Here is a 26032-nt window from a genome sequence, read left to right as displayed (position 1 = left end):
CTAGGCTCGCTGGTATGAAGAAGTCCCATGTATTCCGCTTACCGCGCCGTGCTTAGTCCCTGCATAGGCGTCTGTACCCTGGCCGACGACGGCCTGTGCGAGGGTTGCCTCAGAACGACGGCCGAAATCGCCCGCTGGTCGCAAATGAATGACAACGAACGTCTGCGATTGATGGAAACGATCCTGCCCGCGCGCGAGCAGGACAGGCTGCCGTTCGCGCAGCGCCTGTCCGAAGCCAGCCGCCTGCGCCATGTTCTGCATCCGCTGGACCGGTTGCCGACCGCACCGGGCTGGAACCACGAAGAGCTGATCGATCTGCTCCCGCCTGGCCCACCCGCCGAAGCCGCGGTGCTGGCCGGCCTGGTGCCGCGTCCGCAGGGCACGCAGGTGTTGCTGACGCGGCGCAGTGATGATCTGCGCCACCACGGCGGGCAGGTGAGCTTTCCGGGCGGGCGCATCGAAGCCAGCGATGGCGGCGTACTGGCCGCGGCGCTGCGCGAAACACAGGAAGAAATCGCCCTGGCCAGCGAGCAGATTGCACCGTTGGGCTATCTGGATCCGTTCACCACGATCAGCGGTTTCCGGGTGGTGCCGGTGGTGGCGATCATCGATCCGGCCTACGTGCCGCGTCCCAATCCGGACGAGGTGGCGGACGTGTTCGAAGTGCCGCTGGATTATCTGATGGCGCCGGCCAACCTGCGCCGGGTCGAGATGGACTACCGCGGCCGGCGTCGTGTGGTGCTGGAATACGGCTGGCCGGGCCAGCGCATCTGGGGCGCGACAGCGGCCATTCTCTACAACTTGCGGCAGCGACTGGAGGGCGTGTGATGGAGTGGACCACGCTGGTGGATGCCCCAACCCTGGCCGCTGCCTTGCAGAACCCCGAACTGCGGCTGGTGGATGCACGCGCGGCCTTGGCGGATCCCGACGCCGGCAGGCGCGCCTTCGCAGAGTCCCATCTGCCGGGCGCGGTGCACGCCGACTTGAATCGCGACCTGGCCAATCTCTCGCGCAGTGGCCAGGGACGTCATCCGCTGCCCGACAGCGATGCGTTCGCCGCCTGGCTGGGACATGTGGGTATCGCCCCGCAGCACCAGGTCGTGGTGTATGACGCCGGGGATGGCAGCATGGCGGCCGCGCGCCTGTGGTGGATGCTGCGCCTGCTGGGCCATCGCCCCGTCGCCGTGCTGGATGGCGGACTGGCGGCGTGGCGGGCTGCCGGGCTGCCCGAGACGCCGCTGCTGGCGGCCGCAGCGCCGGAACCGCCGTACCCCGCGCAGTTCGACCAGGATGCCGTGGTCGACGTTGCAGAAGTGCTGCGTCGTTCCACCGAGGCAACGCCCGGCATCTTCGATGCACGCGCCGCCGAGCGTTTCCGCGGTGAGGTCGAACCGATCGATCCGGTCGGCGGCCATGTACCCGGCGCGCGCAATCGCCCGTTCGCCCTCAACCTGCGCGACGGCCAGTTCAAGCCGGCCGACGAACTGCGCGCCGAACTCGAGGCCTTGCTGCAAGGCCTGCCCGCGCGGGACGCCGTGCTGATGTGCGGCTCGGGCGTCACCGCCTGCCACCTGTTGCTGGCCTTCGAGCATGCAGGCCTGCACGGTGCGCGCGTGTATGCCGGTTCCTGGAGTGGCTGGATCAGCGACCCCGCGCGGCCGGTCGAGCGCTCCGCCGCATCCTGATCAACGCACGTCATCGCCCTGTCATCGTCCGGCGGCACTCTGCCGGGCTTTACAGGGGGATGTTGCATGTACCAGTTCTGCCTGCGCGCTGCGTTTGCGGCGTGCCTTGTTCTGTTCGCGATCCTGCCCGCGCATGCGCAGGAAGACGCCGAGCGCCTGCGCATCCATGGCTCCAATACCGTCGGCCAGGTGCTGCTGCCGGCGATGGTGGAAACCTGGCTGCACGATATCGGTTACCTGCAGATACGCCGCAAATCGCTGGGCGCGCAACGCCTGGAAATCCATGCCGTGCGCGATGGCATGCCGCTGATCGTGGAAATCGATCGGCGCGGTTCCGCCCAAGGCTTCCAGGCACTGGTGGATGGTGAAGCCGAAATCGCGATGATGACGCGCGAGCCCAGCGCGGCCGAGCGCGATGCCGGTTGGCAGCTGGGCGATCTGCAATCGCCGGACCAGGAATTCGTGGTGGCGCTGGACGGCCTGGCGGTGGTCGTCCATCGCGACAATCCGGTGCAGGGCCTGAGCGTGGCGCAGCTGCGCGACGTATTGGCCGGGCGCATCACCGACTGGTCGCAACTGGGCGGCCGCAAGGCGCCGATTCAATTGCACCTGGGCGCTGAGCCCAGCGGCAACCGCGACTTCCTGAAAGAGCGGGTGATGGCGGGAACGCCGATCCTGGGCAGTGCATCCACCGCAGCGACCCTGGCGCAGGCGGCACGCGCGGTGGCGCACGAAGCCGGTGGACTGGCGGTGGTCGGCGTGATGACTGCGATTCCCGCAGGCGTGCGCACGCTGGCCGTCTCCGATGGCGGCATCGCCGTGCTGCCGACCCGCTTGAACGTGTTGAGCGAGGACTATCCGCTGGTGCGTCGCTATCGCCTGTACGGCGGACAGCTGATGTCGGCGCTGGGGCGCAGCTTTGCCCAGTACAGCATCACCCGGCGTGCGCAGCTGGCGGCCGAACGCGCGGGTTTTCTCGCGGTGACGCTGCGACCGGCATCGCAGGCGACGCCGCCCGACGTGGCGCGTCCCTATGGCGCCGCCGTGGCGGGCGCCGAGCGCCTGCCATTGAGCCTGCGCTTTACTCCGGCTTCGCTGACCACGTTCTTCGACAGCCGCAGCTTCAACGATCTGGATCGGGTGGTGGCCTATCTGAAACTGCCGCAGAACCGCGAACGGCATGCGACCGTCGTCGGCTTTGCCAACCAGGACGGCAGCAATCGCCTGATCACCACCGTGCGCAGCAACGAACGCGCTGACGCCGTGGCCGAATACCTGGTCAAGCAGGGCATTCCGGTACAACGCTCGGTCGGCGTGGGCGCCATGCGCAGCTTGAGCGGCGGCGGCGGCGAGGCCGCGCGCTTCCGCAACGAACGCATGGAAGTGTGGGTGCGCTGAGTCGGGATTACTTCTTCAGTTTCTCGACGAGCGATTTCAGCGCGGCCTGCGTGTCCGGCGCATCCCAGGCATCAATGAAGCGATCGAGCTGGATGAACTCCGGCGACATCGCTTCGACCACGTCCTGGCGGGCGATGGCGCGGGTCTGCAACATGGGATGGTGGGGCAGGCGCAGCAGGCCCCGCAGCCAGGCCACGGCGCGTTCGCCGACCTGGTCCTGCTCGACCAGCTCGTCGACCAGGCCCAGCTCCAGCGCGCGTTCGGCGCTGACCATTTCACCGACCACCAGCAGGCGTTCGGCGCGATGCGGGCCGACCAGGCGGCGCATCAGACGCTGGATGCCTTCCGGCGCCACCAGGCCCACCTGGGTTTCGTTCAAGCCAATGGCGAAGGGCCGCGCCGGGTCCACACTGCGCGCCATGACGCGGTAGTCGCAGCACAGCGCCAGCACGCAGCCGCCGGCGGGCGCATGCCCGGAAATTGCGGCGACCACCGGGATGCGCGAATCGGCCAGTGCACGCGCCGCGCCAAAGAACGACTGCCACGCATCCATCAGCGCGTGGCGGTTTTCGCCCAGCGACATCAGATAGGGCACGTCCATGCCGGCCGAGAAGATCCTGGGATTGCCTGCCAGTACCAATCCGCGCACGCCATGGGCGATGGCCGTATCCACGGTGTGGATCAGGGCGCGGCACAACTCGGTGTTGAGTGCGTTGACCGGCGGACGGGCCAGGCGGATTTCGCGGACATCGCCGTGATCGACGGTCTCGATGAGGGTGGACATTCATCTGCTCCCAGTTACTGAAGCCGTATCATAGGCGCATGAATAGCCGCCTTGTATCCGTTTGCGCACTCGCGCTGGGCCTGCTCGCCGTCAGCCACGGCGCACACGCCGCCGACTGCGCCATCACCGCCAGCCAGGCCTGGATTCGCCTGCCGCCCACCGCCGCCATGCCAATGGCCGCCGGCTTCGTGCGCATCGACAATCCTTGCGGCAAGGCAGTCAACATCGTCGGCGCGGAAAGCCTGTTCTTTGGTGACGTATCGCTGCATGAGTCGCGCGTGGTCGACGGCGTCAACCAGATGCGCGAAATCCAGAACCTGCCGGTGGCGGCTGGCAAATCGGTGCAGCTCAAGCCGGGCGGCCTGCACCTGATGTTGATGCAGCCGGAATCCCCGCTCAAGGAAGGCGAACAGCCGGTGATTACCCTGAAGCTGCAGGATGGCCGCAGCCTGCCGGTGACCTTCACCGTGCGCAAGACCGCCCCGTAGGCCGGGCACGAAAAGCCCGCGGCAACGACCGCGGGCTTCGCTGCAAAGCGAGGTCGCTCAGACCGAGGTGTTGCGGATGGCCTCCGGCAAGGGCGCGCTCTTGCCGGTCTGCGTATCCATCCAGACCACCACCACATTGCCGTCCGAATACAGCAGGCTGTCGTCGTCCTTGTCGACAATGCGGTGACCGATGGTCACGCTGCTGCTGCCCAGGCGATCCACATACAACTCCACGATGATGTCGTGGGGCCAGGTCAGTGGGCGTTTGTAGTTGATGTTGTTGGCGGCCACCACCGGCGCGATGCGATCGGTCATCGACACGCCCGGCACGGTCAGCATCCAGCGCACGCGCGCTTCTTCCAGATACGAAATGTACTTGGCGTTGTTGACGTGGCCCATGCTGTCCATGTCGCGCCAGCGCACGCTGATCGGCACCTTGGCCAGCAGCTTGCGGTCAGCGGGAGGGGCGGAGGTATCGTTCATCGCGTGGCCTTTTTCCTGGGCTTGGCGGTGCTGGCGGATTTGGCCACTTTCGCGGCCGCTTTGGCAGCGGCCTTCTCGGCCAGTTTGGCCGCTTCTTTTTCGGCCTTGCGCGGCGGCAGCACGTCCGGCTTGGCGACGGCTGCCGGTTTGCTGGCCTTGGGCGTCTTCGAGGCCGGCAGCAGTTTGGCCAGGAAGTGACCGGTATGCGATTCCGGATGCGCGGCCACGTCCTCGGGCGTGCCGGTCACCAGGATGCGGCCACCGCGATGGCCACCTTCAGGTCCCAGATCCACCACCCAGTCGGCGGTCTTGATCACGTCCAGGTTGTGTTCAATCACCACGATGGTATTGCCGTCATCGCGCAGTTTGTGCAGCACCGCCAGCAGGTGCTCGATATCGTGGAAATGCAGGCCGGTGGTGGGCTCATCGAGGATGTACAAAGTGCGGCCGGTGTCGCGGCGCGACAGTTCCTTGGACAGCTTGACGCGCTGCGCCTCGCCGCCAGACAGCGTGGTCGCGCTCTGGCCCAGCTTGATGTAGCTCAGGCCCACGTCCATCAGCGTTTCCAGCTTGCGTGCGATCGACGGCACCGGCTCGAACAGCTTGAGCGCATCTTCGACGGTCATTTCCAGCACGTCGTTGATGTTGTAACCCTTGTAGAGGATTTCCAGCGTCTCGCGGTTGTAGCGCTTGCCGTGGCAGACATCGCAGGGCACGTAGACGTCGGGCAGGAAGTGCATCTCCACCTTGATCAGGCCATCGCCCTGGCAGGCTTCGCAGCGTCCCCCGCGCACGTTGAAACTGAAACGTCCGGGCGAATAGCCGCGCGCACGGCTTTCCGGCACCTGCGCGTAAAGCTCGCGCAGCGGCGTGAACAAACCGGTGTAGGTAGCCGGGTTGGAACGCGGGGTTCGACCAATCGGCGACTGGTCGATGTCCACCACCTTGTCGAACAGGTCCAGGCCGGTGACTTCCGCATACGGCGCCGGCTTGTGCGAAGCGCCGTTGATCTCGTTGGCCGCCAGCGCATACAGGGTGTCGTTGATCAGCGTCGACTTGCCCGAACCGGACACACCAGTGATGCAGGTAAACAAGCCCGATGCGATTTCCAGATCGACGTTCTTCAGGTTGTTGCCGCTGGCGCCCTTCAGGTTCATCACCATCTTGGGGTTGGCCTTGTGGCGCGCCTTCGGCACTTCGATCTGGCGCTTGCCCGACAGGTACTGGCCCGTCAGCGAACGCGGCGACTTCAGCAGATCCTGCACGCTGCCCTGGCCGACAATTTCGCCGCCATGCACGCCGGCGCCGGGACCGATGTCGAGCACGTAGTCGGCCGCGCGAATCGCATCCTCGTCATGCTCGACCACGATCACCGTGTTGCCCAGATCGCGCAGGCGGGTCAGCGTACCCAGCAGGCGCTCGTTGTCGCGCTGGTGCAGGCCGATGCTGGGTTCGTCCAGCACATACATCACGCCGACCAGACCGGCGCCGATCTGCGATGCCAGACGGATGCGCTGGGCTTCGCCACCGGACAGGGTGTCGGCCTTGCGCTCCAGGGTCAGGTAATCCAGGCCCACGTCGACCAGAAAGCCCAGCCGCTCGCCGATTTCCTTGACGATCTTGGCGGCGATTTCACCGCGCCAGCCCGGCAGGCTGAGGGTGCGGAAGAAGTTCAGCGCCTCGTCGACCGGCATCACCACCAGCGACGGCAGCGGATGATCGGCCACGAACACATTGCGAGCAGCCTTGTTCAAGCGCGCGCCGCCACATTCGGGGCAGGGCTGCTCGCTGATGTACTTGGCCAGTTCCTCGCGCACCGCCGGTGATTCGGTTTCGCGGTAGCGGCGCTCCAGGTTGGGCACGATGCCCTCGAAGCGATGCTTGCGCTGGGTGCGGCCACCGGCTTCGGTGAGGTAGTTGAAGCTGATCACTTCGTTGCCGCTGCCGTACAGCACGGCCTGGCGCGCGTTCTCGGCCAGGCTGCTCCACGGCGCGTCGACGTCGAAGCGATAGTGCTTGGCCAGCGAAGCAATCAACTGGAAGTAGTAGGCATTGCGCCGATCCCACCCGCGTACCGCGCCGGCGGCCAGCGACAGTTCCGGATGCACCACCACCCGACCCGGATCAAAGAACTGCGCCACGCCCAGGCCATCACACTTGGGGCAGGCGCCGACCGGCGAGTTGAACGAAAACAGGCGCGGCTCCAGCTCGGGCAGCGAGTAATCGCAGACCGGGCAGGAATACTTGGAGGAGAACAGCAGCGGCGCGGCGTCCGGCTGATCCAGCGACATCACCGAGGCCATGCCGTCGCCCAGCTTGAGCGCGGTCTCGAAGCTCTCTGCCAGCCGTTGCTTGATGTCCTCGCGCGGACGGAAGCGATCGATGACCGCTTCAATCGTGTGCTTCTGGCGCAGCGCCAGCGGCGGTACCGCGTCGATTTCGTGCAGCTGGCCGTCCACGCGCACGCGCACGAATCCCTGCGCACGCAACTGGTCGAAGACCTGGGCATGCTCGCCCTTGCGCTCGCGGATGACCGGCGCCAGCAGCATGTAGCGCTGCTCGCCATCCAGCCCCAGCACCTGGTCGACCATCTGGCTGACCGTCTGGGCTTCCAGCGGATAGCCATGGTCCGGACAGCGCGGGGTGCCGACGCGGGCGTAGAGCAGGCGCAGGTAGTCGTAGATCTCGGTGATCGTGCCGACCGTCGAGCGCGGGTTGTGCGAGGTCGACTTCTGCTCGATCGAGATGGCCGGTGACAGACCCTCGATGTGGTCGACGTCCGGCTTCTCCATCACCGACAGGAACTGGCGGGCATAGGCCGACAGCGACTCCACGTACCGGCGCTGGCCCTCGGCGTAGATGGTGTCGAACGCCAACGAGGATTTGCCCGAGCCGGACAGGCCGGTGATGACGATCAGCTTGTCCCGGGGGAGGTCGAGATCGATGTTCTTCAGGTTGTGGGTGCGAGCGCCGCGGATGCGGATGCTGTCCATGCCGGTGGGGTGGCCTGTTCAGAAGGGAAGGAAGGGTGGGGCTCCTGTCCGTCGGCGCGGCATGCGCACCAACGAATCGCCCAGCGTAGCGACTCCGATATTTGGGGGCAAACCGCGTAGAACCAACGCCCGCCATAGGGTTTGGCGGGACTTCAGGGTTTCACCAGTCTGGGGCGGGGCCGCGGTGCGGGCTCGACTGGCGGGCCCTTGGCTGCGGTAGGGAACCGGGCCGCCGGGGGAGGCCGGGGATCCGACGGAGCGACCGGATCAGGTGCCGCCGGCGGGGTTCCCGGCCCGGTCAGGGGGCGGGTTGACCCCAAGTCACTGAAACCCTTACAATTCCGCTTCTGACCGCCCTCGATGGCGGCTCAGGTTGAGAATAACTACAGAAGAGGATTCACCCATGTACGCAGTTCTGGTCACTGGCGGTAAGCAATACCGCGTGATGAAGGGCGAGACGTTGCGCGTCGAGTTGCTCGATGCCGAAGCCGGCAAGGACGTCACGTTCGACAATATCCTGATGTTGGGCGACAGCGATGGCGTCAAGCTGGGCGACGCGCTGAAGGGCGTGAGCGTTTCGGCCAAGATCGTCGGCCACGGCCGCGCTGACAAGGTCCGCATCATCAAGTTCCGCCGCCGCAAGCACCACATGAAGCGTCAAGGTCATCGGCAGCACTACACCGAAATCGAAATCACCGGCATCAACCTGTAAGGAGAAACAGTCATGGCACATAAAAAGGGCGTAGGCTCATCGCGCAACGGCCGCGACTCCAATCCGAAGATGCTGGGCGTGAAGGTCTATGGTGGCCAGGCGATCGACGCCGGCAACATCATCGTCCGTCAGCGCGGTACCCAGTTCCATGCGGGTCTGGGCGTCGGTCTGGGTCGTGATCACACGCTGTTCGCGCTGATCGACGGCAAGGTCGAGTTCTCGACCAAGGGTCCGAAGAAGCGTCGCACCGTGAGCGTGGTCGCGGAAGCCTGAGCTTCCCGCACCTCGTGAGATATCGGAAAGCCCCGCTTCGGCGGGGTTTTTCGTTTGTAGATCGCTAAACTGTCATCCACCGTGGACGGTGCTTGCCGTTCCTCTCATCGCGTTCCCCGCCCATGAAACTCGTAGACGAAGCAGAAATCCAGGTCATCGCCGGCAACGGCGGCAACGGTTGCATTGGCTTCCGGCGCGAGAAGTTCATCCCGCTGGGCGGACCGGATGGAGGTGACGGCGGTGGCGGCGGCAACGTCTGGCTGCAGGCCGACGAAAACCTCAACACCCTGGTCGACTTTCGCCACGAGAAGAATTTCCGCGCCCAGCGCGGCGAGAACGGCATGGGCCGGCAGATGTACGGCAAGGCCGGCGAAGATCTGACTATTACCGTGCCGGTGGGCACCGTGGTCTGCAATGTCGAGACCGACGAAATCATCGGCGACCTGACTACCCATGGTGATCGCCTGCTGGTGGCCAAGGGTGGCAAGGGCGGCTTGGGCAACATGCATTTCAAGAGCTCGGTGACGCGCGCGCCTCGCCGCGCCACGCCGGGCGAAGAAGGCGAGCAGCGCCTGCTCAAGCTGGAACTCAAGCTGCTGGCCGACGTCGGCCTGCTGGGCTTTCCCAATGCCGGCAAGAGCACGCTGATCCGCGCCGTTTCGGCGGCCACGCCCAAGGTGGCGGACTATCCGTTCACCACGCTCTATCCCAATCTGGGCGTGGTCAGCGTGGAAGCGCACCGCAGCTTCGTGATTGCCGACATCCCCGGCCTGATTGAAGGCGCCGCCGATGGCGCCGGCCTGGGCGCGCAGTTCCTGCGCCATCTGCAACGCACCCGCCTGTTGCTGCACCTGGTGGACATGGCGCCGATGGAAGGCGGCGTGGAAGGCATCGACCCGGCCGAGCAGGTGCGGGCGATCGAGCGCGAACTGATGAAGCACGACCCGGCGCTGCTGGAAAAGCCGCGCTGGCTGGTCCTGAACAAGGCCGACCTGATGTTCGAGGACGAGGCCCGCGAGCGCGCCGAGCAAATCGTCGCAGAGCTGGACTGGATGCACCCGTGGTACCAGATTTCGGCGATTTCGCGCGAAGGCACCTTCCCGATCATGCAGGACGTGATGGCCTTCTTCGACCGGCAGAAGCTGGAGGCGGAAGAGGCGGCGGCCAATGGCGGCTGACCTCGCCGCGCGGCCCGAAGCGCGGGCAACAAAAAACCCGGCCGAAGCCGGGTTTTTTTGCTTTCCCGTAAACGCCGGCTTAGGCGGCCAGCGCCTTGATGCGGGCGGTCAGGCGGCTCTTGTGGCGAGCGGCCTTGTTCTTGTGAATCAGGCCACGGGCGCTGAAGCGATCCAGGATCGGCTGGGCCACGGCGAAGGCTTCCTTGGCGCCGGTGGCGTCATTGGCGTCCAGTGCCTTCAGCACTTTCTTGACGGCGGTGCGCAGCATGGAGCGCTGGGCAGAGTTGCGCGCGTTGCGCACGACGGTCTGCTTGGCGCGCTTCTTGGCGGACTTGATATTGGCCACGATGGATTCCTGAAATCTGGGAAAGTAATGAATTACGGGATTAGACCAAAAAGTATGGACGATTCAGAGGCTTGCGTCAACCTGGCTGGCCGGACCGGGGAGGGTACCCCATGAGCAGTGGCCGGCTCCTGCGTTCCACGGCGATTTTCAGCGCCATGACCTTCCTGTCCCGGCTGTCCGGACTGGTCCGGGACCAGGTCTACGCCATGGTCTTTGGCGCCGGCGCGGCCATGGACATCTTCTTCATCGCCTTCCGCATCCCCAATTTCATGCGCCGGCTGTCGGCCGAGGGTTCGTTTTCGATGGCCTTCGTGCCGGTCCTGGCCGAGTACAAGGAAAAGCACGGCCCGGGGGCGGTCAAGGAGCTGATTGACCGGGTCACCGGCACCCTGGCCGCGGCCCTGCTGGTGCTGACCGCGCTGGTGCTGGTCTTCGCGCCGGCGCTGGCGACCGCCATTGCCTCCAAGTACACCGGCGGTCAGCACGACATGCTGACCGAGATGCTGCGGATCACCTTCCCGTACGCCTTCTTCATTTCGCTGGCGTCGCTGGTGGGTAGTGTCCTCAACAGCTACCAGCGTTTTGCCATCCCGGCGCTGTCGCCCATCCTGCTGAATCTGTCGATGATTGCGGCCGCCTTCTGGCTGGCGCCGCTGATGGGCGGCTCGGTGATGGCCTTGGCCTGGGGCGTGCTCGCGGCGGGTGTCCTGCAACTGGTGTTTCACCTGCCGGCGTTGGCCAAGCTGGGCCTGTTGCCGCGACCGCGGCTGGGCATGGCGCACGAAGGCGTGCGCAAAATCATGAAGTTGATGGTGCCCACGCTGTTCGGCTCCTCGGTGGTGCAGTTCAACCTGCTGTTCAACACCTGGGCGGCGGCGTTCCTGGCGAGCGGTAGCGTGAGCTGGCTGTATTACAGCGATCGCCTGCTGGAATTCCCGCTCGGCATGTTTGGCGTGGCCATCGGCACGGTCATCCTGCCGCACCTGAGCAGCCGCCATGCCGCCACCGATCCGGACGGTTTTTCCAAGGGCCTGGACTGGGGTTTCCGCCTGTGCCTGTTGATCGGCGTGCCGGCCTGCATCGGGCTGATCCTGTGTGCCGGTCCGCTGATGTCCACGCTGTTCCAGTACAAGAACTTCACCCCCTTCAACGCGCAGATGAGCAGTTGGAGCCTGATGGCGCAGTCCACTGCGGTGCCTGCGTTCCTGCTGGTCAAGGTGCTGGCGCCGGCCTTCTACGCGCGCCAGGACGGGCGTACGCCGGTGAAGTCGGCGGTGGTGGCGGTGATCACCAATGCGCTCAGTACCATCGTGTTGTTTGCCGGCGTGTTGTTCTTCACCGCGCAGGGCCAGGCGGCGCTGGTGCAGACCGGTGGCAGGTACCTGGACGCGCTGGCGCTGATTCCCGGCATGCATGCGCTGCTGGCGCTGGCGATCGCCATAGCCGGCTGGGTCAATGCCCTGCAACTGGCCTGGTACCTGCAGCGCGCCGGGGTCTACCACCGGCAACCAGGCTGGGGCCGTTTCCTGCGCCAGATTGGCGTGGCCTCGCTGGTCATGGTGGGCTTGCTGATTGCCTTCCGCCTGGCCTGGCCCGATTGGGTGCAGTGGAACTGGTGGCAGCGTGGCCTGCGCCTGCTGGCGATGGTGGGCGCGGGCGGCGGCGCCTACGCAGTGCTGCTGTGGCTGCAGGGCATCCGGCCGCGCGACTTCCGCGGCCACTGATCCGCCCCCATTGAGCAGGGGCGGGACGGCTATACTCCCCCGTTCGTGTCATTGCGCCCGCGCGGCTTCCGCCGGGCGACTCCAACCAGGAAACCATGAGCAGGCTGTTCCGAGACGTCGATGGCGGGTCCTTGACCCCCCAGGGAAGCGTGGTCTGCATCGGCGCTTTCGACGGCCTGCATAGCGGCCATCGCGCGCTGGTGCGGCAGACGGTGGCCCGCGCCCGCGATTCGGGCGTGCCGGCGGTGGCGCTGACGTTTGAACCGCTGCCGCGCGAATTCTTCAGCCGCGACAATCCGCCGCCGCGCCTGACCCTGGCGCGCGCCAAGGTGCAGGGCCTGCGCCAACTGGGAATCGATGAAGTGGGCCTGCTGCGCTTCGACGCGCGCATCGCCGCCATGCCGGCGCAGGATTTCGTCGAGCAGATGCTGGTGCAACGACTTGCTGCGCGCGAAGTGTGGATTGGTCCGGATTTCCGCTTCGGTCACAAGCGCGGCGGCGATCTGGCCTTGTTGCAGCAATTGGGCAATGCGCAGGGTTTCAGCGCGCACGCCATCGACGCCGTGGAAGTGCAGGGCGAGCGCGTCTCCAGTACGCGCATCCGCGAAGCGCTCAGGCAGGGCGACTTCGCCGACGCCGCGCGCCTGCTCGGCCGACCGTATGCGATTGGTGGGCGCGTGGTACGTGGCCGGCAACTGGGCCGCACGCTGGGCTTCCCTACCGCCAACCTGCGTTTTCCGCGCACGCCGGCGCTGTCCGGGATCTACGCCACGTGGGTCCACGGCGTGGCGGATCGTCCATGGGCGTCGGTATCGAGCTTTGGTACGCGTCCTACCGTCGCCGGCATCGAACCGCTGCTCGAAGCCCACCTGTTCGACTTCGATGGCGATCTTTACGGCCGCCATATCGAAGTTGAATTCGTCGCCAAGCTGCGCGACGAACTCAAGTTCCCCGATCTGCCCAGCCTCACCGACCAGATGCATCGCGACGCCGAGCAGGCGCGCGCCGTGCTGGCCGAGGCCGCGCCCCAGTCCGCAGCTGTCGGCGCGGACTCTCCCCTTACAGCCCCCTGTTGATCATTCCCGTGACCCAAGACTACAAAGCCACCCTGCACCTGCCCGCCACGGAATTCCCGATGCGCGGTGACCTGCCCAAGCGTGAGCCGGACACCCTGGCGCGCTGGGAAGCCGGCAACCTGTACCAGCAGCTGCGCGATAACGCCGCGGGCCGGCCGCTGTTCGTGCTGCACGATGGCCCGCCGTATGCCAATGGCGCGATCCACCTGGGCCATGCGGTCAACAAGATCCTCAAGGACATCATCGTCAAGTCGAAGTACCTGGCCGGCTTCGATGCGCCCTACATCCCGGGCTGGGATTGCCACGGCCTGCCGATCGAAATCGCGATCGAAAAGAAGTGGGGCAAGGTCGGCGTCAAGCTCGATGCGGTCGAGTTCCGGCAGAAGTGCCGCGAATATGCCAACGAGCAGATCGACATCCAGCGCAAGGACTTCAAGCGACTGGGCGTGATTGGCGACTGGGACAACCCGTACAAGACCCTGGACTTCCGCTTCGAAGCCAATGAAATCCGCGCGCTGTCCAAGGTCGTGGCCAATGGCCACCTCACCCGTGGCGTGAAGCCGGTGCACTGGTGCTTCGATTGCGGCTCGGCGCTGGCCGAAGCCGAGATTGAATACCAGGACAAGGATTCGCCGGCGATCGATGTCGGCTATGTCGTGCGTGATCGCAAGGCGCTCGCCGCCGCGTTCGGCGCCGACATTCCCGACGACGTCGAAGTGGCGCTGCCGATCTGGACCACCACGCCATGGACGCTGCCGGCGTCGCTGGCTGTCTCGCTGGGCCCGGACCTGGAATACGCGCTGGTGGAAGGCCCGGCCCGCGACGGCAAGCGTCGCTGGCTGGTCTTGGCCGATGCGCTGGCCGCGCGCGCCTTGCAGCGCTATGGCGTGACTGACACGGTGACCCATGGCCGCGTCGCCGGCTCCGCGCTGGAAGGCATCCTCCTGGCCCATCCGTTCTACGCCGAGCGCGACATCCCGGTCATCCTGGGCGAGCACGTGTCGGCCGAAGACGGCACCGGCGCCGTGCATACCGCGCCGGGCCACGGCCAGGAAGACTTCGTGGTCGGCCAGCGTTACGGCCTGATCGACAAATACACCACCGCCCAGCTCAATCCGGTCGATGGCCGCGGTGTGTATTTGCCGTCGACGCCGCCGGCAGGCGACACCGTGCTGGCCGGCACGCATATCTGGAAAGCCAATGACGCATTGGTGGACGTGCTGCGCAGCTCAGGCGCGCTGCTTGCTTTTGCCAAGCTGCACCACAGCTACCCGCATTGCTGGCGCCACAAGACGCCCATCGCGTTCCGCGCCACGCCGCAGTGGTTCATCTCGATGGAGCAGGCGCACCTGCGCCGCGATGCATTGGCCGCGATCAAGCAGGTAGGCTGGTTCCCGCAATGGGGCGAAGCGCGCATCGCCGGCATGGTGGAAGGGCGCCCGGACTGGACCATCTCGCGCCAGCGCACCTGGGGCGTGCCGATTGCCCTGTTCGTCCATCGCGAGACCGGCGAGCCGCATCCGCGCAGCGTCGAATTGATGCAGGCCGTAGCCGAACGCGTGGAGCAGGGCGGCGTTGACGCCTGGTACACGCTGGAAATGGCCGATCTGCTCGGCACCGAAGCCGACGACTACGAAAAGATCACCGACATCCTCGATGTCTGGTTCGACTCCGGCGTCACCCACGAAGGCGTGCTGCTGGAACGCGGCCTGGGCAAGCCGGCCGACTTGTACCTGGAAGGTTCGGATCAACATCGCGGCTGGTTCCAGTCCTCGCTGCTGACCGGCGTGGCGATCGACAAGCACGCGCCGTACCGGCAATGCCTGACCCACGGCTTCACCGTGGACGAGCACGGCCGCAAGATGTCCAAGTCGCTGGGCAACGGCATCGAGCCGCAGGACATCATGAAGACCCTGGGCGCGGACATCCTGCGTCTGTGGATTGCTTCGGCCGACTACAGCAACGAGATGTCGCTGTCGCAGGAAATCCTCAAGCGCAATGCCGATGCCTACCGTCGCATCCGCAATACCGCACGCTTCCTGCTTGGCAACCTGCATGGATTCGAACCCGCGCGCGACCTTCGTCCGCTGGAAGACATGGTGGCGCTGGATCGCTGGATCGTGCATCGTGCATTCGAGCTGCAGGAGAAGATCAAGGCCGCCTACGAGCGCTACGACTTCGCCGAGATCGTGCAGGCGCTGCTGAATTTCTGCAGCGTGGATCTGGGCTCCCTGTATCTGGACGTGACCAAGGACCGCCTGTACACCATGCGCGAAGACTCGCGCGGTCGCCGTTCGGCGCAGAGCGCGATGTATCGCATCGCCGAAGCCTTTGTGCGCTGGGTCGCGCCGGTGTTGAGCTTCACCGCCGATGAAATGTGGCAGCACCTGCCGGGCGGACGCACCGGCAACGTATTGTTCGCCACCTGGTATGACGGCCTGGCGCCGTTGGACGCGGATGCCGCCTTGTCGGCCGCCGACTTCGACCAGCTGCTGGCCCTGCGCGAGCAGGTGTCCAAAGTGCTGGAGCCGATGCGCGCCAACAGCCAGATTGGCGCGGCGCTGGAAGCGGAGATCAGCGTGTCGGTCAATGCGGCACTGGCGGGCAAGTGGCAGCCGCTGGCCGATGAGCTGCGCTTCTTCCTCATCAGTGGCGACGTGAGCGTCAGCGCGATCGATGCAGATGAAGTGTTCGTGTTGGCGCAACCGACCAGCAAGACCAAGTGCGTGCGTTGCTGGCACCACCGCGCCGATGTGGGCGCGGACGCCCGGCATCCGGAATTGTGCGCCCGCTGCGCCAGCAACGTGGAAGGCCCCGGCGAAGATCGCCGCTGGTTCTAAAGGAACAGCATGACCGTACGTCCCAAACCCGATGCGCTGATCTGGCTGCTGCTGTCGGCGCTCGTCATCGGCCTGGATCAATGGTCCAAAGCCTGGGTGCTGACCAGCCTGCCCGAGCATGTGGCCGTGCCGGTCATCGAAGGCTTCTGGAACTGGTACCGCACCTACAACACCGGCGCCGCCTTCAGCTTCCTGGCCAATGCCGGTGGCTGGCAGATTTTCGTGTTCGGCGCGCTGGCCGTGGGCATCAGCTCGCTGCTGGCGTTCTGGCTCAGCCGCACCGCGCGCGCCGATTGGCGCCAGGCGCTGCCGTATTCGCTGGTGATTGGCGGCGCGCTGGGCAACGTGCTGGATCGGTTCATGCATGGCCACGTCATCGATTTCGTGCAGTGGTACTGGCGCGACTACTACTGGCCCGCCTTCAACGTGGCTGACTGCGCGGTGGTCGGCGGCGCCATCGGCATTGCCGTGTTCGGCTTGCTGGACGGCAAGCGCGGACAAAAAGCGGGATAATGCCGGCCATGGAGGTCCTGCTCGCCAATCCCCGTGGTTTCTGCGCCGGCGTTGATCGCGCGATCGAAATCGTCAAGCGCGCCATCGAGACCCTGGGCGCGCCGATTTATGTACGGCATGAAGTCGTGCACAACCGCTTCGTGGTGGACGACCTGCGTAATCGCGGCGCGGTGTTCGTGGAAGAGCTGGACGAAGTGCCCGACAACGCCACCGTGATCTTCAGCGCACACGGCGTTTCCCAGGCCGTGCGCATCGAGGCCGAGCGCCGTGGCCTGAAGGTGTTCGACGCCACCTGTCCGCTGGTGACCAAGGTCCACCTGGAAGTGGCGCGACACTGCCGCGCCGGTCGCGATGTCGTGCTGATTGGCCACGCCGGCCATCCTGAAGTGGAAGGCACGATGGGCCAGTGGAACCGGGAAGCCGGGACGGGGCGCATCTACCTGGTGGAAGACATCCACAACGTGGCCACGCTGGAAGTCGAGCAGCCGGACAACTTCTTCTACACCACCCAGACCACGCTGTCGGTGGATGACACCATCGGCATCATCCAGGCCCTGCAGGCGCGCTTCCCCAACATCCAGGGGCCGAAGAACGACGACATCTGCTACGCCACCCAGAACCGCCAGGACGCGGTGCGCGATCTGGCCAAGCAATGCGATCTGGTGCTGGTGGTGGGTTCACCCAACAGTTCCAATTCCAACCGCCTGCGCGAGCTGGCCGAACGTGACGGCGTGGAGTCGTACCTGATCGACGGTGCGCATGAAATCGACCCCGCCTGGGTGCAAGGCAAGCAGCGCATCGGCGTGACGGCAGGCGCCTCGGCGCCGGACATCCTGATTGACGGCGTGATCCAGCGTTTGCGCGATCTCGGCGCCGGTTCCATCGGCGAACTCGATGGCGAGCCCGAGAACATGGTGTTTGCTTTGCCGAAGGAACTGCGGCTGCAACTGGTCAGCTGATTCGCGCGCGTCGGCGTGGTTCGTTTGCATGGCGTGACCAAAGCGTTCTCTGCACCGCGACATCCTTGAATGTTGCGTGTGAGGCAATCGCACAGGCTCACCTTCTCTTGATGTGCGTTCCGCAATGGTGGAGTACGGCAGATTGAACTGCCTCCATCCATCACTGGGAGCACCAATGAATACGCAGAAGAAGATCGAGCACAGCCTCAACGATTTGATCGAGATTGCCCGAGATGGCAAGGACTTCTATACCGAAGCCGCAGGCAAGGTGAAAGACGCCGAACTGTCATCGCTGTTCACCCGCATTGCCGGCGTCAAGGGCGACATCGTCACCCGACTGAGCGCCGATGTGGCCGCCGCCGGTGGCAAGCCGGCCGAGCACGGCACCATGGTCGGATCGATGCATCAGATGTACGGCAACGTCCGCGCCGCCCTGGGCGACACCCGCTATGGCTACGTGGCCGAACTGGAAGCGTCGGAAGATCGCCTGCTCGATGCGTTCGATGAAACCCTCACCGATTCCGACACCCCGGCCAGCGCACGCGCCGAAGTGCAGGCGCTGCTGCCGCAGGTGCGCGAGTGCCACAACATCATGCGCGACCGCAAGCATGCGTTGCAGGCGTCGCACTAAGCCCAAACAGGTGGCACGCTTCGAAGCAAAAAGCCCCGCGTGAGCGGGGCTTTCTTGTGGATCGTGTAGGGAGGGTCCATTCACCGCATGCTGACCACCTGGTGTTTCAAGCGCCTGTTACCGCACGCTGACGACCATTCGGAAAGTACTTCTCCATGCCCCACAGCAGCAGCGCGAACGCGCTTGCGCCAGCCAGGATGATCGCGATGTTCAGGGCAACCCGCGCGTAGCCAAGTTCGTTCGCGTTGAGAAACGGGTAGGGATACCAGGCGGTCAGTGCGCCGCGGATGAGCGTGTACGCCAGCCACGCCACCGGCCATACGAACGCCAGCACCAACGTGCGCCCATCGATGCGCGGCCTCGGACCGAACAGGCACCAACCGAGCAAAGCGAGTAGAGGCGACAGGTAGTGGAAGCCCGCGTTGACCCAGGTGCCGATGCCACTGTGATGGACCAGTCCGGACAGCACGGTGGCAAAGACGATGCCGGTCACTGCGATGCCCAGCAGCGCATCGAGTCGCAGCACCCGCCAGAGGCGACCATCCTGTTGCGGATTCCAGGCCAGCGATGCCGCCGAGAACAGAACCAGCAGATTGCTTTCGACAGTGAAATAGCTGAAGAAGCGGACGAAGCGCGTGGACAGTGGAACCGCGGTACTGGCTTGCGCCGCGTTGATGTCCTGGCCTCCGGCGAGCAGCAGGCCGATCTGCAGGATGAAAGCGGCCAGCACGATCAGGGCCAGCAGCAGATTCCAGAGGCGGGACATCGTGATCAGGCTCATGCGGGGTCTTGTAGGGGGCGCCGGTTGCAGGCTAACCGAGCAGGGCGTGGGTCGGGCCCAATCGGCTGAGTATCGGGCACCGGCAGGCCCCCGTACATTGACCCATCCGAACCCTGGCCCTAAAATCGCCGGCTCAGCCGGAATAGCTCAGTTGGTAGAGCGGCGCATTCGTAATGCGTAGGTCGTAGGTTCGATTCCTATTTCCGGCACCAGTCGAGACAAAGGCCCTGCTTCGGCGGGGCCTTTGTTTTTTCGGACTTCTTGACCCTCGCCAGCGGGCCTCAACCCATCGGAGCCAGCGACTGCGCCCCTCGCGCGTCCGCCAGGGCCACCGCATCAGCCCCCGCCGGAAAATGCAGTTGCCCGGTCGCATCATTGGCTGCGCGCCAGACGGCCTCGGCCACATCGGCCTCCTGCGTGTAGGTGCCAGCATCGCCGAGCATGGCGAATACCTGCTGCGCGTAGGCCTGGTAGGGCTCGGGCAGCAGGCCGGCCATGCGCTGCTGGCCATTGGCGGTGAAGCGGGTGGTGGGGGCGTAGCCCGGTTCGACCAGCTTGACCTCGATGTCGAAGGCGCCCAGTTCGTGGGCGAGCGACGCGGTGAAGCCTTCGATGGCGGTCTTGCTTGCCGTGTAGGCAGCCACCAGCGGCATCGGCGCCAGCACGGCGCTGGAGGTGACGTTGATGATGCGACCGGTGCGACGCGCGCGGAACTGCGGGATCACGGCCTGCGCCATCGCCATCACGCCGAACGTATTGGTATCGAAGACCTCGCGCACGGTCGCCAGGGGCGTGGCCTCGAATGCGCCGAAGAGGCCGATGCCCGCATTGTTGACCAGCACGTCGATGGGGCCAGCCGCGTCCACTGCCGCGGTGATGCTGTCGTCCCGGGTCACGTCGAGCGCGAGCAGTTGCATGCGCTCGTCGGCAATCAGGGCAGCGCTGGCGGGATCGCGCAAGGTGGCGACGACCCGCCAGCCGCGTTCGTGGAAGTGGCGGGCGGTGGCCAGGCCGTAGCCGGAGGAACAGCCGGTGATGAGCACGGTTTGCATGGGGAAACCAGGGAGATTGAAGGGAAGCAAACGATAGGCGAGCATGTTCGGCATCACGATGCGCATGCGTCCGTATTTCCTTGGCGAGCGTCCGAATGAGCGATCCGCTGTCCCATGTGATGCAACTGCTGCATCCGCGCGCCGTATTTTCCAAGGGCATCAGCGGTGCCGGCGATTGGGCCGTGCGCTACAGCGAATTTGGCGAACCCAGTTTCTGCGCGGTGTTGGAAGGCGGGTGTCGACTCGATGTCGACGGACAGGAACGCCTTGATCTGATCGCGGGCGACTTCCTGCTGCTGCCGGCGACGCCGGGCTTCACGATGGCCGCGGGCGAGAGCGAGCGCCCGGTGCAGGTGGATCCTGCGCACAGCCAGGGATCCGTGGCTGAAATCCGCCACGGTCGCGCCGACGGTCCGGCCGAATTCCGCCTGCTCGGCGGCTGGTTCCAGTTCGATGCCGCCGATCCCGGCTTGCTCGCATCGCTGCTGCCGCAAGCGGTACATGTGCGCGGCGTGCCACGGCTGACGGCTTTGGTGCGGATGGTGCGTGAGGAAACCGACGCGTCGCGCCCCGGCCAGGGCGCCGTGCTCGGCCGGTTGGTGGAACTGTTGCTGGTGGAAGCGCTGCGCGCCGCGCCCGCGCAGGCCTCACCGGGTCTGTTGCGCGGCCTGGCCGATGCGCGACTGGCGGCGGCGCTGGTGGAACTGCATGCGCGACCCGAGCGTGCGTGGACCATGACGCAATTGGCCGAGCAGGCCGCGTTGTCGCGGTCGGCATTCTTTGAACGTTTCACCCGCGTGGTCGGCGTCGCGCCGATGGAGTATCTGCTGGCGTGGCGCATGTCGTTGGCGCGGATGCTGTTGCGACAGCCCAATGCCGACCTGACCGATGTGGCCGAGCGGGTGGGCTACAGCTCGGCGAGCACCTTCAGTACCGCCTTCAGTCGACGCGTCGGCTTGTCGCCGGGCCGCTATGCGCGCAGTAGCGCCTGACAGGTGCATGCTGCGGGCCGGCAAGGTTCCAGTGTGGGTTCAGCAGCGGTGGCCGGACCCGTTCGTCCGAGAGCGTTGATTTCATGAGAATCAGGGGCTTCCGACGACGCCAGCCTACGCTTGCGTATGGAATGCTCGTTTGATTGGCATCAATACAACTGTATACACAATCGTGCATTATTCGGTCCTCTGAATTCTGGACGCCCTATGAAATCCCCCGCCTCCTACTCCCGGGAACAGTTGCTGGCCAGCGCCCGTGGCGAATTGTTCGGACCTGACGCCGGTCGTCTGCCCAACGATCCCATGCTGATGTTCGACCGCATCACCGAGATTCGCGAAGACGGTGGCGCACATGGCAAGGGCATGATCCGCGCCGAGCTGGATATCCATCCGGAGCTGTGGTTCTTCAAATGCCACTTCCTTGGCGATCCGGTGATGCCGGGTTGCCTGGGCCTGGATGCGCTGTGGCAGCTGACCGGGTTCTACCTGACCTGGATTGGCGCACCGGGGCGTGGTCGCGCATTGGGCACCGGCGAGGTGAAGTTCACCGGCCAGGTGTTGCCCACCGCCAAGAAGGTGACCTACGAGGTCGACATCAGCCGCGTCATCAATCGCAAGCTGGTGTTGGCCGTGGCTGACGGGCGCATGTTGGTGGACGGTCGCGAAATCTATACGGCCAAGGATCTGCGGGTCGGCCTGTTTACTTCCACGGAGAGTTTCTGATGCGCCGCGTCGTCATTACTGGCCTGGGTATCACCTCGTGCCTCGGCAACGATGCGGACACGGTGTCGGCTTCCCTGCGCGAAGGTCGCGCCGGCATCCGCCATATCCCCGAGTATGTGGAGCTGGGTTTCCGCAGCCACGTTGGCGGCAAGCCCGAAATCGATCTGGAAGGGCAGATTGATCGCAAGCAGAAGCGCTTCATGGGCGATGCGGCGGGTTATTCCTACATCGCCCTGCGCGATGCCATCGCCGACGCCGGCCTGGATGAAACCCAGGTCAGCGATCCGCGCACCGGCCTGGTGGCCGGCTCCGGCGGCGGTTCGGCCGAGTGGCAGATTGAAGCGGCGGATCTGCTGCGCCAGCGCGGCATCCGCAAGGTGGGCCCGTACATGGTGCCGCGCACGATGTGCTCCACCGTATCGGCCACGCTGGCCACGGCCTTCAAGATTCGCGGCGTCAGCTATTCGATTTCCGCGGCCTGCGCCACCTCGGCGCATTGCATCGGTGCGGCGGCGGACCTGATCCGCAGCGGTCGCCAGGACATCGTGTTTGCCGGCGGCGGTGAGGAACTGCACTGGGCGCTGACCATGATGTTCGACGCCATGGGCGCCCTGTCGAGCAAGTACAACGATGCCGCGCTGACCGCGTCGCGCCCCTACGACGTGGATCGCGATGGCTTCGTCATTGCCGGCGGCGCCGGCATGCTGGTGCTGGAAGACTACGATCATGCGGTGGCCCGAGGCGCGCACATCCATGCCGAACTGCTGGGCTACGGCGTGACGTCCGACGGCGCCGACATGGTCGCGCCTTCGGGTGAGGGCGCCGTGCGCTGCATGCAGATGGCGCTGGAAGGTGTGACCGCACCCATCGACTATCTCAACACCCATGGCACCTCCACGCCGCTGGGCGACATGATTGAGCTGGAAGCCGTGCGCAGCGTGTTTGGCGAAGCACTGCCGCCCACCTCGTCGACCAAGGCACTGTCCGGACACTCGCTCGGTGCGGCCAGCGTACATGAGGCCATCTACTGCCTGCTGATGATGCGCGATGGCTTCATCGCCGGCTCGGCCAACATCGAGAACCTCGATCCGAAGGCGGAAGGGTTTCCGCTGGTGCGCGAAAGCCGCGACGCCAAGCTCGATACGGTGATGTCCAACAGCTTCGGCTTTGGCGGCACCAATGCGACGCTGGTGTTTGGCCGGGTGCCGACGACGGCATGATGTTCCGACGTCGCGCGCCATCCGGTGCGCTGCGTCCCGCACAAACGTCGAAGCACGATTCGCCCCGCCGATGCGGGGCGAATCTTTTTGTGGCCGCGTAATCGGCCGTCAGGTTGGCGTCCGCGTGTTGGACTTCACGCCCTCGGCCTGGCTGATCGTCGAGCACAACGAAGTTGTCGGCCTGTGTTCGGTGGTGAAGACGCCGCGGGACGGCGAAGTTGCCCTGGGTTACGGCATCGCACCGACGCGCTGGGGCAGGGGCATTGCCACGCGCGCTGTTGCCGAGGTCGTGCAATGGGCGCGCCAGGATGAGCGCGTCCATCGCCTGGTGGCGGAAACCGCCGTCGACAACCTGGCCTCGCAACGCGTGCTGGCGTCGAACGGCTGTCCTGCGCCAACCTCAGGCCAGCGCCAGCGCTGTTATCGCCTGCACATCGTCCAGCATGCGCGCCGGTCCGGCGCCCTGCAGCGCTTCGGGCGTCGCATAGCCCCAGCTCACGCCGGCGAATGCGATGCCCGCACGCGCGGCCGCTTGCGCGTCTTCCAACTGATCGCCCACATAGATCGCGCGACTTGCCGGCATGCGTGCCTCGCGCAGCACATGGGTCAGATGTCGGTGCTTGCCGAACAGCGAACTGCCGCAGGCCACATGCGCCAGCCGTGCCCAGTTGTCCTCGCCCAACAGGCGACGGCAGTTTTCGGCGCTGTTCGACGACACCAGCGCCAGGCGCACGCCGGCGTCGGCCAACTGGGCCAGCGCGGCATCGACGCCGGCGAAGCGCTCTATCTCGTGGCCTTCGGCGCTGACCAGCCGGCGGAAGGCGGTCACCACCTGCGGCAGCTTCCACAACGGCAGGCCGGTGGCCTGGATGATCTCGCGCGCGGGCTTTCCGCGCAGTGTCTGTATCTGCTCATTGTCCAGCGAACGGAAGCCAAATCGCGTCGCCAGCCGGTTGTGCGAGCGCGCAAAGAAGGCGAACGAATCGACCAGCGTGCCGTCAAGGTCGAAGATCACCAGATCGTAGGCGAGCGCGGCAGTAGCGGGAGTGGGCGTGTCGGCCATGCGTGATGCAAGCAGAGCAGGGCAGGCCAGTGTGCCGCAGCCGCGACCACGATCGCACACCGCCGCGTTCAGCATGACCTTTGGCCTACGGAGCCGCCACCCGGCGCCGGTAGCATCGACGGCTTGCCCGCAGCCCCGGAATTGTTGATGAAGCGTGACCGCCTTGCCCTTGCCCTGACCGTGTTGTTGAGCTTGACCGGCGGCTACGCCGGCGCCGCCTCCGCCGATGAGGTGCCGGCACCGAAAGACATTCCCTTCAACGGCAGTCTGCGCATCGAAGTCGATGCCACCGATCTGAACCGGCGTATCTTCCGCATCCGCGAAACCATCCCCGCCCAGCCCGGTCGCCTGACCCTGCTGTATCCGCAATGGTTGCCGGGCAATCATTCGCCGTCCGGCCCCATCGAGAAGCTCGCCGGCCTGGTGATCACCGCCAATGGACAACGCTTGCCGTGGATGCGCGATCAGTTCAACGTGTACGCCTTCCACGTCGAGGTGCCCGCAGGCGCGAGCGAAGTCGTCACCGAGTTCCAGTACCTGTCCTCGCAGGGTGGCTCGCAGGGGCGGGTAGTGATGACGCCGGACATGCTCAACCTGCAATGGAACTTCGCCGCGCTGTACCCGGCCGGCTACAACGCCGCCAACATTCCCGCCCAGGCCAGCGTCAAGCTGCCCGCAGGCTGGTCATACGCCACGGCATTGACCACTGAACGTCGCGACGGCGACACCGTGCATTTCAAGACCATCGACTTCGATGATCTGGTCGACTCGCCGATGTTCGCCGGCAAGCACTACAAGCGCATCGATCTGGATCCGGGCGCCAAGCAGCCGGTGCATCTGAATGTCTTCGCCGACGAAGCCGAAGATCTGGAAATGAAGCCCGAGCAGATCAAGGCGCACCAGACCCTGGTCACCCAGGCCAGCAAACTCTATGGCGCGCGTCATTTTGATCACTACGAGTTCCTGCTGGCGCTGACCGACAATCTCGGCGGCATCGGCCTGGAACACCATCGCTCCAGCGAGAACAGTGGCGAACGCGGCTACTTCACCGACTGGGAGAAGACCTGGCAGGGACGCGATCTGCTGCCGCACGAATTCAACCACTCCTGGAACGGCAAGTACCGTCGCGGCGCGGATCTGGCCACGCCCAGTTTCAACGTGCCGATGGGTGACAGCCTGCTGTGGCTGTATGAAGGGCAGACCCAGTTCTTCGGCACCGTGCTGGCGGCGCGTTCGGGTCTGTGGACGCAGCAGCAGGCGCAGGAAATGCTGGCGCTCACCGCGGGCGTGTATGACCGCGGTCGTCCCGGCCTGGCCTGGCGCAACATCCAGGACACCACCAACGATCCAACCATCGCGCAACGTCGTTCGCTGCCGTTCCGCAACTACCAGATGAGCGAGGATTACTACTCCGGTGGCCTGATGATCTGGCTGGAAGTGGATGGCAAGCTGCGCGAGTTGAGCGGCAACAAGCGTTCCATCGACGACTTCGCCAAGGCCTTCTTCGGCATGGGCAATGGCGAGTGGGAGGTCAACCCGTACACCTTCGACGACATCGTCGCCACGCTCAACGGCATCGCACCGTTCGACTGGGCCGGCTTCCTGCGCACGCGCGTGGATGGCCACGGGCCGTTGATTGGCGGGCTGGAAGCGGCGGGCTGGAAGCTGGTCTATACCGACACGCCGTCTGACGCGTTCAAGGCGATGGAAGGCCGCCGCAAGGGCGCCGACCTCACGTACTCGCTGGGCATGAGCATCAACGACAAGGGTGACCTGACCGATGTGCGCTGGGATGGCCCGGCGTTCAACGCCGGCCTGGCGCCGAGCATGAACCTGATTGCGGTCAATGGCCGCGCCTACAGCGCCGATGCATTGAAGAATGCGGTCAAGGCGGCCAAGGACAGCAAGGCCCCGATTGACCTGGTGGTCAAACGCTTTGACCGGGTCGAGAGCGTACGCATCGCCTACTTCGACGGCCTGCAGTATCCCAAGCTGGAACGCATCGCCGGCAAGCCGGATCGCCTGACGGAGCTGTACAAGGCGCGCTGATCGGAAACAGCCGACGGGGGCCGTGTCGCAGTCTGCGCGATTGACTCCGGTATCCTCGTCGGCCAGACC

At 65.4% G+C, this 26032-nt stretch carries 24 protein-coding genes, 1 tRNA gene and 1 pseudogene; 19 read left to right on the top strand and 7 right to left on the bottom strand.

Going from position 1 to position 26032, the window contains the following annotated elements; genetic code table 11:
* Positions 1 to 27 precede the first annotated feature (27 nt).
* The 3 genes from B5X78_RS02730 to B5X78_RS02720 all read left to right on the top strand — a co-directional run bounded on the left by B5X78_RS02730 (position 28) and on the right by B5X78_RS02720 (position 3083).
* Positions 28 to 828 (top strand): CoA pyrophosphatase, encoded by an 801-nt coding sequence (locus B5X78_RS02730; protein WP_079722937.1) that lies wholly within the window; start codon positions 28 to 30, stop codon positions 826 to 828.
* Positions 828 to 1685: a sulfurtransferase gene (locus B5X78_RS02725; RefSeq protein WP_079722936.1), complete on the top strand. Its 858-nt coding sequence runs from the start codon at positions 828 to 830 to the stop codon at positions 1683 to 1685. Before B5X78_RS02730 ends, B5X78_RS02725 begins: the two co-directional genes overlap by 1 nt.
* Positions 1686 to 1751: 66 nt before the next feature.
* Positions 1752 to 3083, top strand: a complete 1332-nt coding sequence (locus B5X78_RS02720; RefSeq protein ID WP_079722935.1) for a substrate-binding domain-containing protein — start codon at positions 1752 to 1754, stop codon at positions 3081 to 3083.
* A gap of 7 nt (positions 3084 to 3090) precedes the next feature.
* Here B5X78_RS02720 and B5X78_RS02715 read toward each other — a convergent pair whose 3' ends face one another.
* Positions 3091 to 3867, bottom strand: coding sequence for an enoyl-CoA hydratase/isomerase family protein (locus B5X78_RS02715; protein ID WP_079722934.1), 777 nt, complete (start codon positions 3865 to 3867; stop codon positions 3091 to 3093).
* A gap of 38 nt (positions 3868 to 3905) precedes the next feature.
* Here B5X78_RS02715 and B5X78_RS02710 point away from each other — a divergent pair, with 38 nt between their 5' ends.
* Positions 3906 to 4355, top strand: a complete 450-nt coding sequence (locus B5X78_RS02710) for a copper chaperone PCu(A)C (RefSeq protein ID WP_079722933.1) — start codon at positions 3906 to 3908, stop codon at positions 4353 to 4355.
* 57 nt (positions 4356 to 4412) lie between these two features.
* Here the strand turns inward: B5X78_RS02710 and B5X78_RS02705 are convergent, their stop codons facing one another.
* Both B5X78_RS02705 and uvrA read right to left on the bottom strand, forming a co-directional pair.
* Entirely contained in the window at positions 4413 to 4838 is a 426-nt protein-coding gene (locus tag B5X78_RS02705; protein ID WP_079722932.1) for an acyl-CoA thioesterase, read from the bottom strand.
* Positions 4835 to 7831: an excinuclease ABC subunit UvrA gene (gene uvrA, locus B5X78_RS02700; protein ID WP_079722931.1), complete on the bottom strand. Its 2997-nt coding sequence runs from the start codon at positions 7829 to 7831 to the stop codon at positions 4835 to 4837. Before uvrA ends, B5X78_RS02705 begins: the two co-directional genes overlap by 4 nt.
* A gap of 403 nt (positions 7832 to 8234) precedes the next feature.
* On the opposite strand from uvrA, the gene rplU reads away from it, so the two are divergent.
* The 3 genes from rplU (at position 8235) to cgtA (ending at position 9994) form a co-directional block, all read left to right on the top strand.
* Positions 8235 to 8543 carry a 50S ribosomal protein L21 gene (rplU, locus tag B5X78_RS02695; protein WP_079722930.1) on the top strand — a complete coding sequence of 103 codons (309 nt, stop codon included), beginning with the start codon at positions 8235 to 8237 and terminating at the stop codon, positions 8541 to 8543.
* A gap of 12 nt (positions 8544 to 8555) precedes the next feature.
* The gene (gene rpmA, locus B5X78_RS02690; protein ID WP_079722929.1) at positions 8556 to 8816 is read left to right on the top strand and encodes a 50S ribosomal protein L27; all 261 of its coding nucleotides are present in this window, start codon (positions 8556 to 8558) and stop codon (positions 8814 to 8816) included.
* A 122-nt stretch (positions 8817 to 8938) separates the two neighbouring features.
* The gene (gene cgtA / locus B5X78_RS02685; protein ID WP_079722928.1) at positions 8939 to 9994 is read left to right on the top strand and encodes an Obg family GTPase CgtA; all 1056 of its coding nucleotides are present in this window, start codon (positions 8939 to 8941) and stop codon (positions 9992 to 9994) included.
* A gap of 79 nt (positions 9995 to 10073) precedes the next feature.
* On the opposite strand, the gene rpsT is transcribed toward cgtA, so the two are convergent.
* On the bottom strand, positions 10074 to 10340 hold the full coding sequence (gene rpsT, locus B5X78_RS02680; RefSeq protein ID WP_079722927.1) for a 30S ribosomal protein S20: 267 nt from the start codon (positions 10338 to 10340) through the stop codon (positions 10074 to 10076).
* A 110-nt stretch (positions 10341 to 10450) separates the two neighbouring features.
* On the opposite strand from rpsT, the gene murJ reads away from it, so the two are divergent.
* From murJ to B5X78_RS02650, 6 genes are all read left to right on the top strand, one after another.
* The gene (gene murJ, locus B5X78_RS02675) at positions 10451 to 12064 is read left to right on the top strand and encodes a murein biosynthesis integral membrane protein MurJ (RefSeq protein ID WP_079722926.1); all 1614 of its coding nucleotides are present in this window, start codon (positions 10451 to 10453) and stop codon (positions 12062 to 12064) included.
* A gap of 95 nt (positions 12065 to 12159) precedes the next feature.
* Positions 12160 to 13140: a bifunctional riboflavin kinase/FAD synthetase gene (locus tag B5X78_RS02670; protein WP_079722925.1), complete on the top strand. Its 981-nt coding sequence runs from the start codon at positions 12160 to 12162 to the stop codon at positions 13138 to 13140.
* An 8-nt stretch (positions 13141 to 13148) separates the two neighbouring features.
* Positions 13149 to 15980 (top strand): isoleucine--tRNA ligase, encoded by a 2832-nt coding sequence (ileS, locus tag B5X78_RS02665; RefSeq protein WP_079722924.1) that lies wholly within the window; start codon positions 13149 to 13151, stop codon positions 15978 to 15980.
* A gap of 9 nt (positions 15981 to 15989) precedes the next feature.
* Entirely contained in the window at positions 15990 to 16493 is a 504-nt protein-coding gene (gene lspA / locus B5X78_RS02660) for a signal peptidase II (protein ID WP_079722923.1), read from the top strand.
* Between the two features lie 8 nt (positions 16494 to 16501).
* On the top strand, positions 16502 to 17452 hold the full coding sequence (gene ispH, locus B5X78_RS02655; protein ID WP_079724396.1) for a 4-hydroxy-3-methylbut-2-enyl diphosphate reductase: 951 nt from the start codon (positions 16502 to 16504) through the stop codon (positions 17450 to 17452).
* 175 nt (positions 17453 to 17627) lie between these two features.
* Positions 17628 to 18083, top strand: a complete 456-nt coding sequence (locus tag B5X78_RS02650) for a PA2169 family four-helix-bundle protein (protein ID WP_079722922.1) — start codon at positions 17628 to 17630, stop codon at positions 18081 to 18083.
* A 106-nt stretch (positions 18084 to 18189) separates the two neighbouring features.
* On the opposite strand, the gene B5X78_RS02645 is transcribed toward B5X78_RS02650, so the two are convergent.
* The gene (locus tag B5X78_RS02645; protein ID WP_079722921.1) at positions 18190 to 18864 is read right to left on the bottom strand and encodes a Pr6Pr family membrane protein; all 675 of its coding nucleotides are present in this window, start codon (positions 18862 to 18864) and stop codon (positions 18190 to 18192) included.
* A gap of 136 nt (positions 18865 to 19000) precedes the next feature.
* On the opposite strand from B5X78_RS02645, the gene B5X78_RS02640 reads away from it, so the two are divergent.
* Positions 19001 to 19076: transfer RNA gene (locus B5X78_RS02640), tRNA-Thr, on the top strand.
* A 69-nt stretch (positions 19077 to 19145) separates the two neighbouring features.
* On the opposite strand, the gene B5X78_RS02635 is transcribed toward B5X78_RS02640, so the two are convergent.
* A complete protein-coding gene (locus tag B5X78_RS02635) occupies positions 19146 to 19916 on the bottom strand; it encodes an SDR family oxidoreductase (RefSeq protein ID WP_079724395.1) in 771 nt (256 codons plus the stop codon).
* Positions 19917 to 20011: 95 nt separating this feature from the next.
* Between B5X78_RS02635 and B5X78_RS02630 the strand changes: the two genes are divergently transcribed.
* The 4 genes and pseudogenes from B5X78_RS02630 to B5X78_RS18850 form a co-directional block, all read left to right on the top strand.
* Entirely contained in the window at positions 20012 to 20908 is an 897-nt protein-coding gene (locus tag B5X78_RS02630) for an AraC family transcriptional regulator (protein WP_079722920.1), read from the top strand.
* 207 nt (positions 20909 to 21115) lie between these two features.
* Positions 21116 to 21631: a 3-hydroxyacyl-[acyl-carrier-protein] dehydratase FabA gene (fabA, locus tag B5X78_RS02625; RefSeq protein WP_079722919.1), complete on the top strand. Its 516-nt coding sequence runs from the start codon at positions 21116 to 21118 to the stop codon at positions 21629 to 21631.
* A complete protein-coding gene (fabB, locus tag B5X78_RS02620) occupies positions 21631 to 22851 on the top strand; it encodes a beta-ketoacyl-ACP synthase I (RefSeq protein ID WP_079722918.1) in 1221 nt (406 codons plus the stop codon). The genes fabA and fabB overlap by 1 nt, the downstream gene beginning before the upstream one ends.
* Positions 22811 to 23227 (top strand): annotated as a pseudogene (locus B5X78_RS18850) (GNAT family N-acetyltransferase); the annotation flags it as partial. The gene fabB and the pseudogene B5X78_RS18850, both read left to right, overlap by 41 nt.
* Before the next feature lie 24 nt (positions 23228 to 23251).
* Here B5X78_RS18850 and B5X78_RS02610 read toward each other — a convergent pair.
* Positions 23252 to 23914 carry an HAD hydrolase-like protein gene (locus B5X78_RS02610; protein WP_079722917.1) on the bottom strand — a complete coding sequence of 221 codons (663 nt, stop codon included), beginning with the start codon at positions 23912 to 23914 and terminating at the stop codon, positions 23252 to 23254.
* 147 nt (positions 23915 to 24061) lie between these two features.
* On the opposite strand from B5X78_RS02610, the gene B5X78_RS02605 reads away from it, so the two are divergent.
* Positions 24062 to 25963, top strand: a complete 1902-nt coding sequence (locus tag B5X78_RS02605; RefSeq protein WP_079722916.1) for a M61 family metallopeptidase — start codon at positions 24062 to 24064, stop codon at positions 25961 to 25963.
* The last annotated feature ends 69 nt before the right edge of the window (positions 25964 to 26032 follow it).

This window comes from Pseudoxanthomonas indica (genome assembly GCF_900167565.1).
GTDB lineage: Bacteria > Pseudomonadota > Gammaproteobacteria > Xanthomonadales > Xanthomonadaceae > Pseudoxanthomonas_A > Pseudoxanthomonas_A indica.
The sequence above is the reverse complement of the archived record's forward strand: the minus strand, read 5'-3'. Positions and strand labels throughout refer to the sequence as shown.

Coding starts and splice junctions, on each gene's coding strand:
- murJ (WP_079722926.1), top strand. CDS start 10,451: ATGAGCAGTGGCCGGCTCCTGCGTTCCACGGCGATTTTCAGCGCCATG.
- lspA (WP_079722923.1), top strand. CDS start 15,990: ATGACCGTACGTCCCAAACCCGATGCGCTGATCTGGCTGCTGCTGTCG.
- B5X78_RS02720 (WP_079722935.1), top strand. CDS start 1,752: ATGTACCAGTTCTGCCTGCGCGCTGCGTTTGCGGCGTGCCTTGTTCTG.
- B5X78_RS02605 (WP_079722916.1), top strand. CDS start 24,062: ATGAAGCGTGACCGCCTTGCCCTTGCCCTGACCGTGTTGTTGAGCTTG.
- B5X78_RS02725 (WP_079722936.1), top strand. CDS start 828: ATGGAGTGGACCACGCTGGTGGATGCCCCAACCCTGGCCGCTGCCTTG.
- B5X78_RS02705 (WP_079722932.1), bottom strand. CDS start 4,838: ATGAACGATACCTCCGCCCCTCCCGCTGACCGCAAGCTGCTGGCCAAG.
- B5X78_RS02645 (WP_079722921.1), bottom strand. CDS start 18,864: ATGAGCCTGATCACGATGTCCCGCCTCTGGAATCTGCTGCTGGCCCTG.
- uvrA (WP_079722931.1), bottom strand. CDS start 7,831: ATGGACAGCATCCGCATCCGCGGCGCTCGCACCCACAACCTGAAGAAC.
- B5X78_RS02730 (WP_079722937.1), top strand. CDS start 28: ATGTATTCCGCTTACCGCGCCGTGCTTAGTCCCTGCATAGGCGTCTGT.
- fabB (WP_079722918.1), top strand. CDS start 21,631: ATGCGCCGCGTCGTCATTACTGGCCTGGGTATCACCTCGTGCCTCGGC.
- B5X78_RS02630 (WP_079722920.1), top strand. CDS start 20,012: ATGAGCGATCCGCTGTCCCATGTGATGCAACTGCTGCATCCGCGCGCC.
- B5X78_RS02710 (WP_079722933.1), top strand. CDS start 3,906: ATGAATAGCCGCCTTGTATCCGTTTGCGCACTCGCGCTGGGCCTGCTC.
- B5X78_RS02670 (WP_079722925.1), top strand. CDS start 12,160: ATGAGCAGGCTGTTCCGAGACGTCGATGGCGGGTCCTTGACCCCCCAG.
- rplU (WP_079722930.1), top strand. CDS start 8,235: ATGTACGCAGTTCTGGTCACTGGCGGTAAGCAATACCGCGTGATGAAG.
- B5X78_RS02610 (WP_079722917.1), bottom strand. CDS start 23,914: ATGGCCGACACGCCCACTCCCGCTACTGCCGCGCTCGCCTACGATCTG.
- ispH (WP_079724396.1), top strand. CDS start 16,502: ATGGAGGTCCTGCTCGCCAATCCCCGTGGTTTCTGCGCCGGCGTTGAT.
- B5X78_RS02650 (WP_079722922.1), top strand. CDS start 17,628: ATGAATACGCAGAAGAAGATCGAGCACAGCCTCAACGATTTGATCGAG.
- rpmA (WP_079722929.1), top strand. CDS start 8,556: ATGGCACATAAAAAGGGCGTAGGCTCATCGCGCAACGGCCGCGACTCC.
- cgtA (WP_079722928.1), top strand. CDS start 8,939: ATGAAACTCGTAGACGAAGCAGAAATCCAGGTCATCGCCGGCAACGGC.
- fabA (WP_079722919.1), top strand. CDS start 21,116: ATGAAATCCCCCGCCTCCTACTCCCGGGAACAGTTGCTGGCCAGCGCC.
- B5X78_RS02715 (WP_079722934.1), bottom strand. CDS start 3,867: ATGTCCACCCTCATCGAGACCGTCGATCACGGCGATGTCCGCGAAATC.
- B5X78_RS02635 (WP_079724395.1), bottom strand. CDS start 19,916: ATGCAAACCGTGCTCATCACCGGCTGTTCCTCCGGCTACGGCCTGGCC.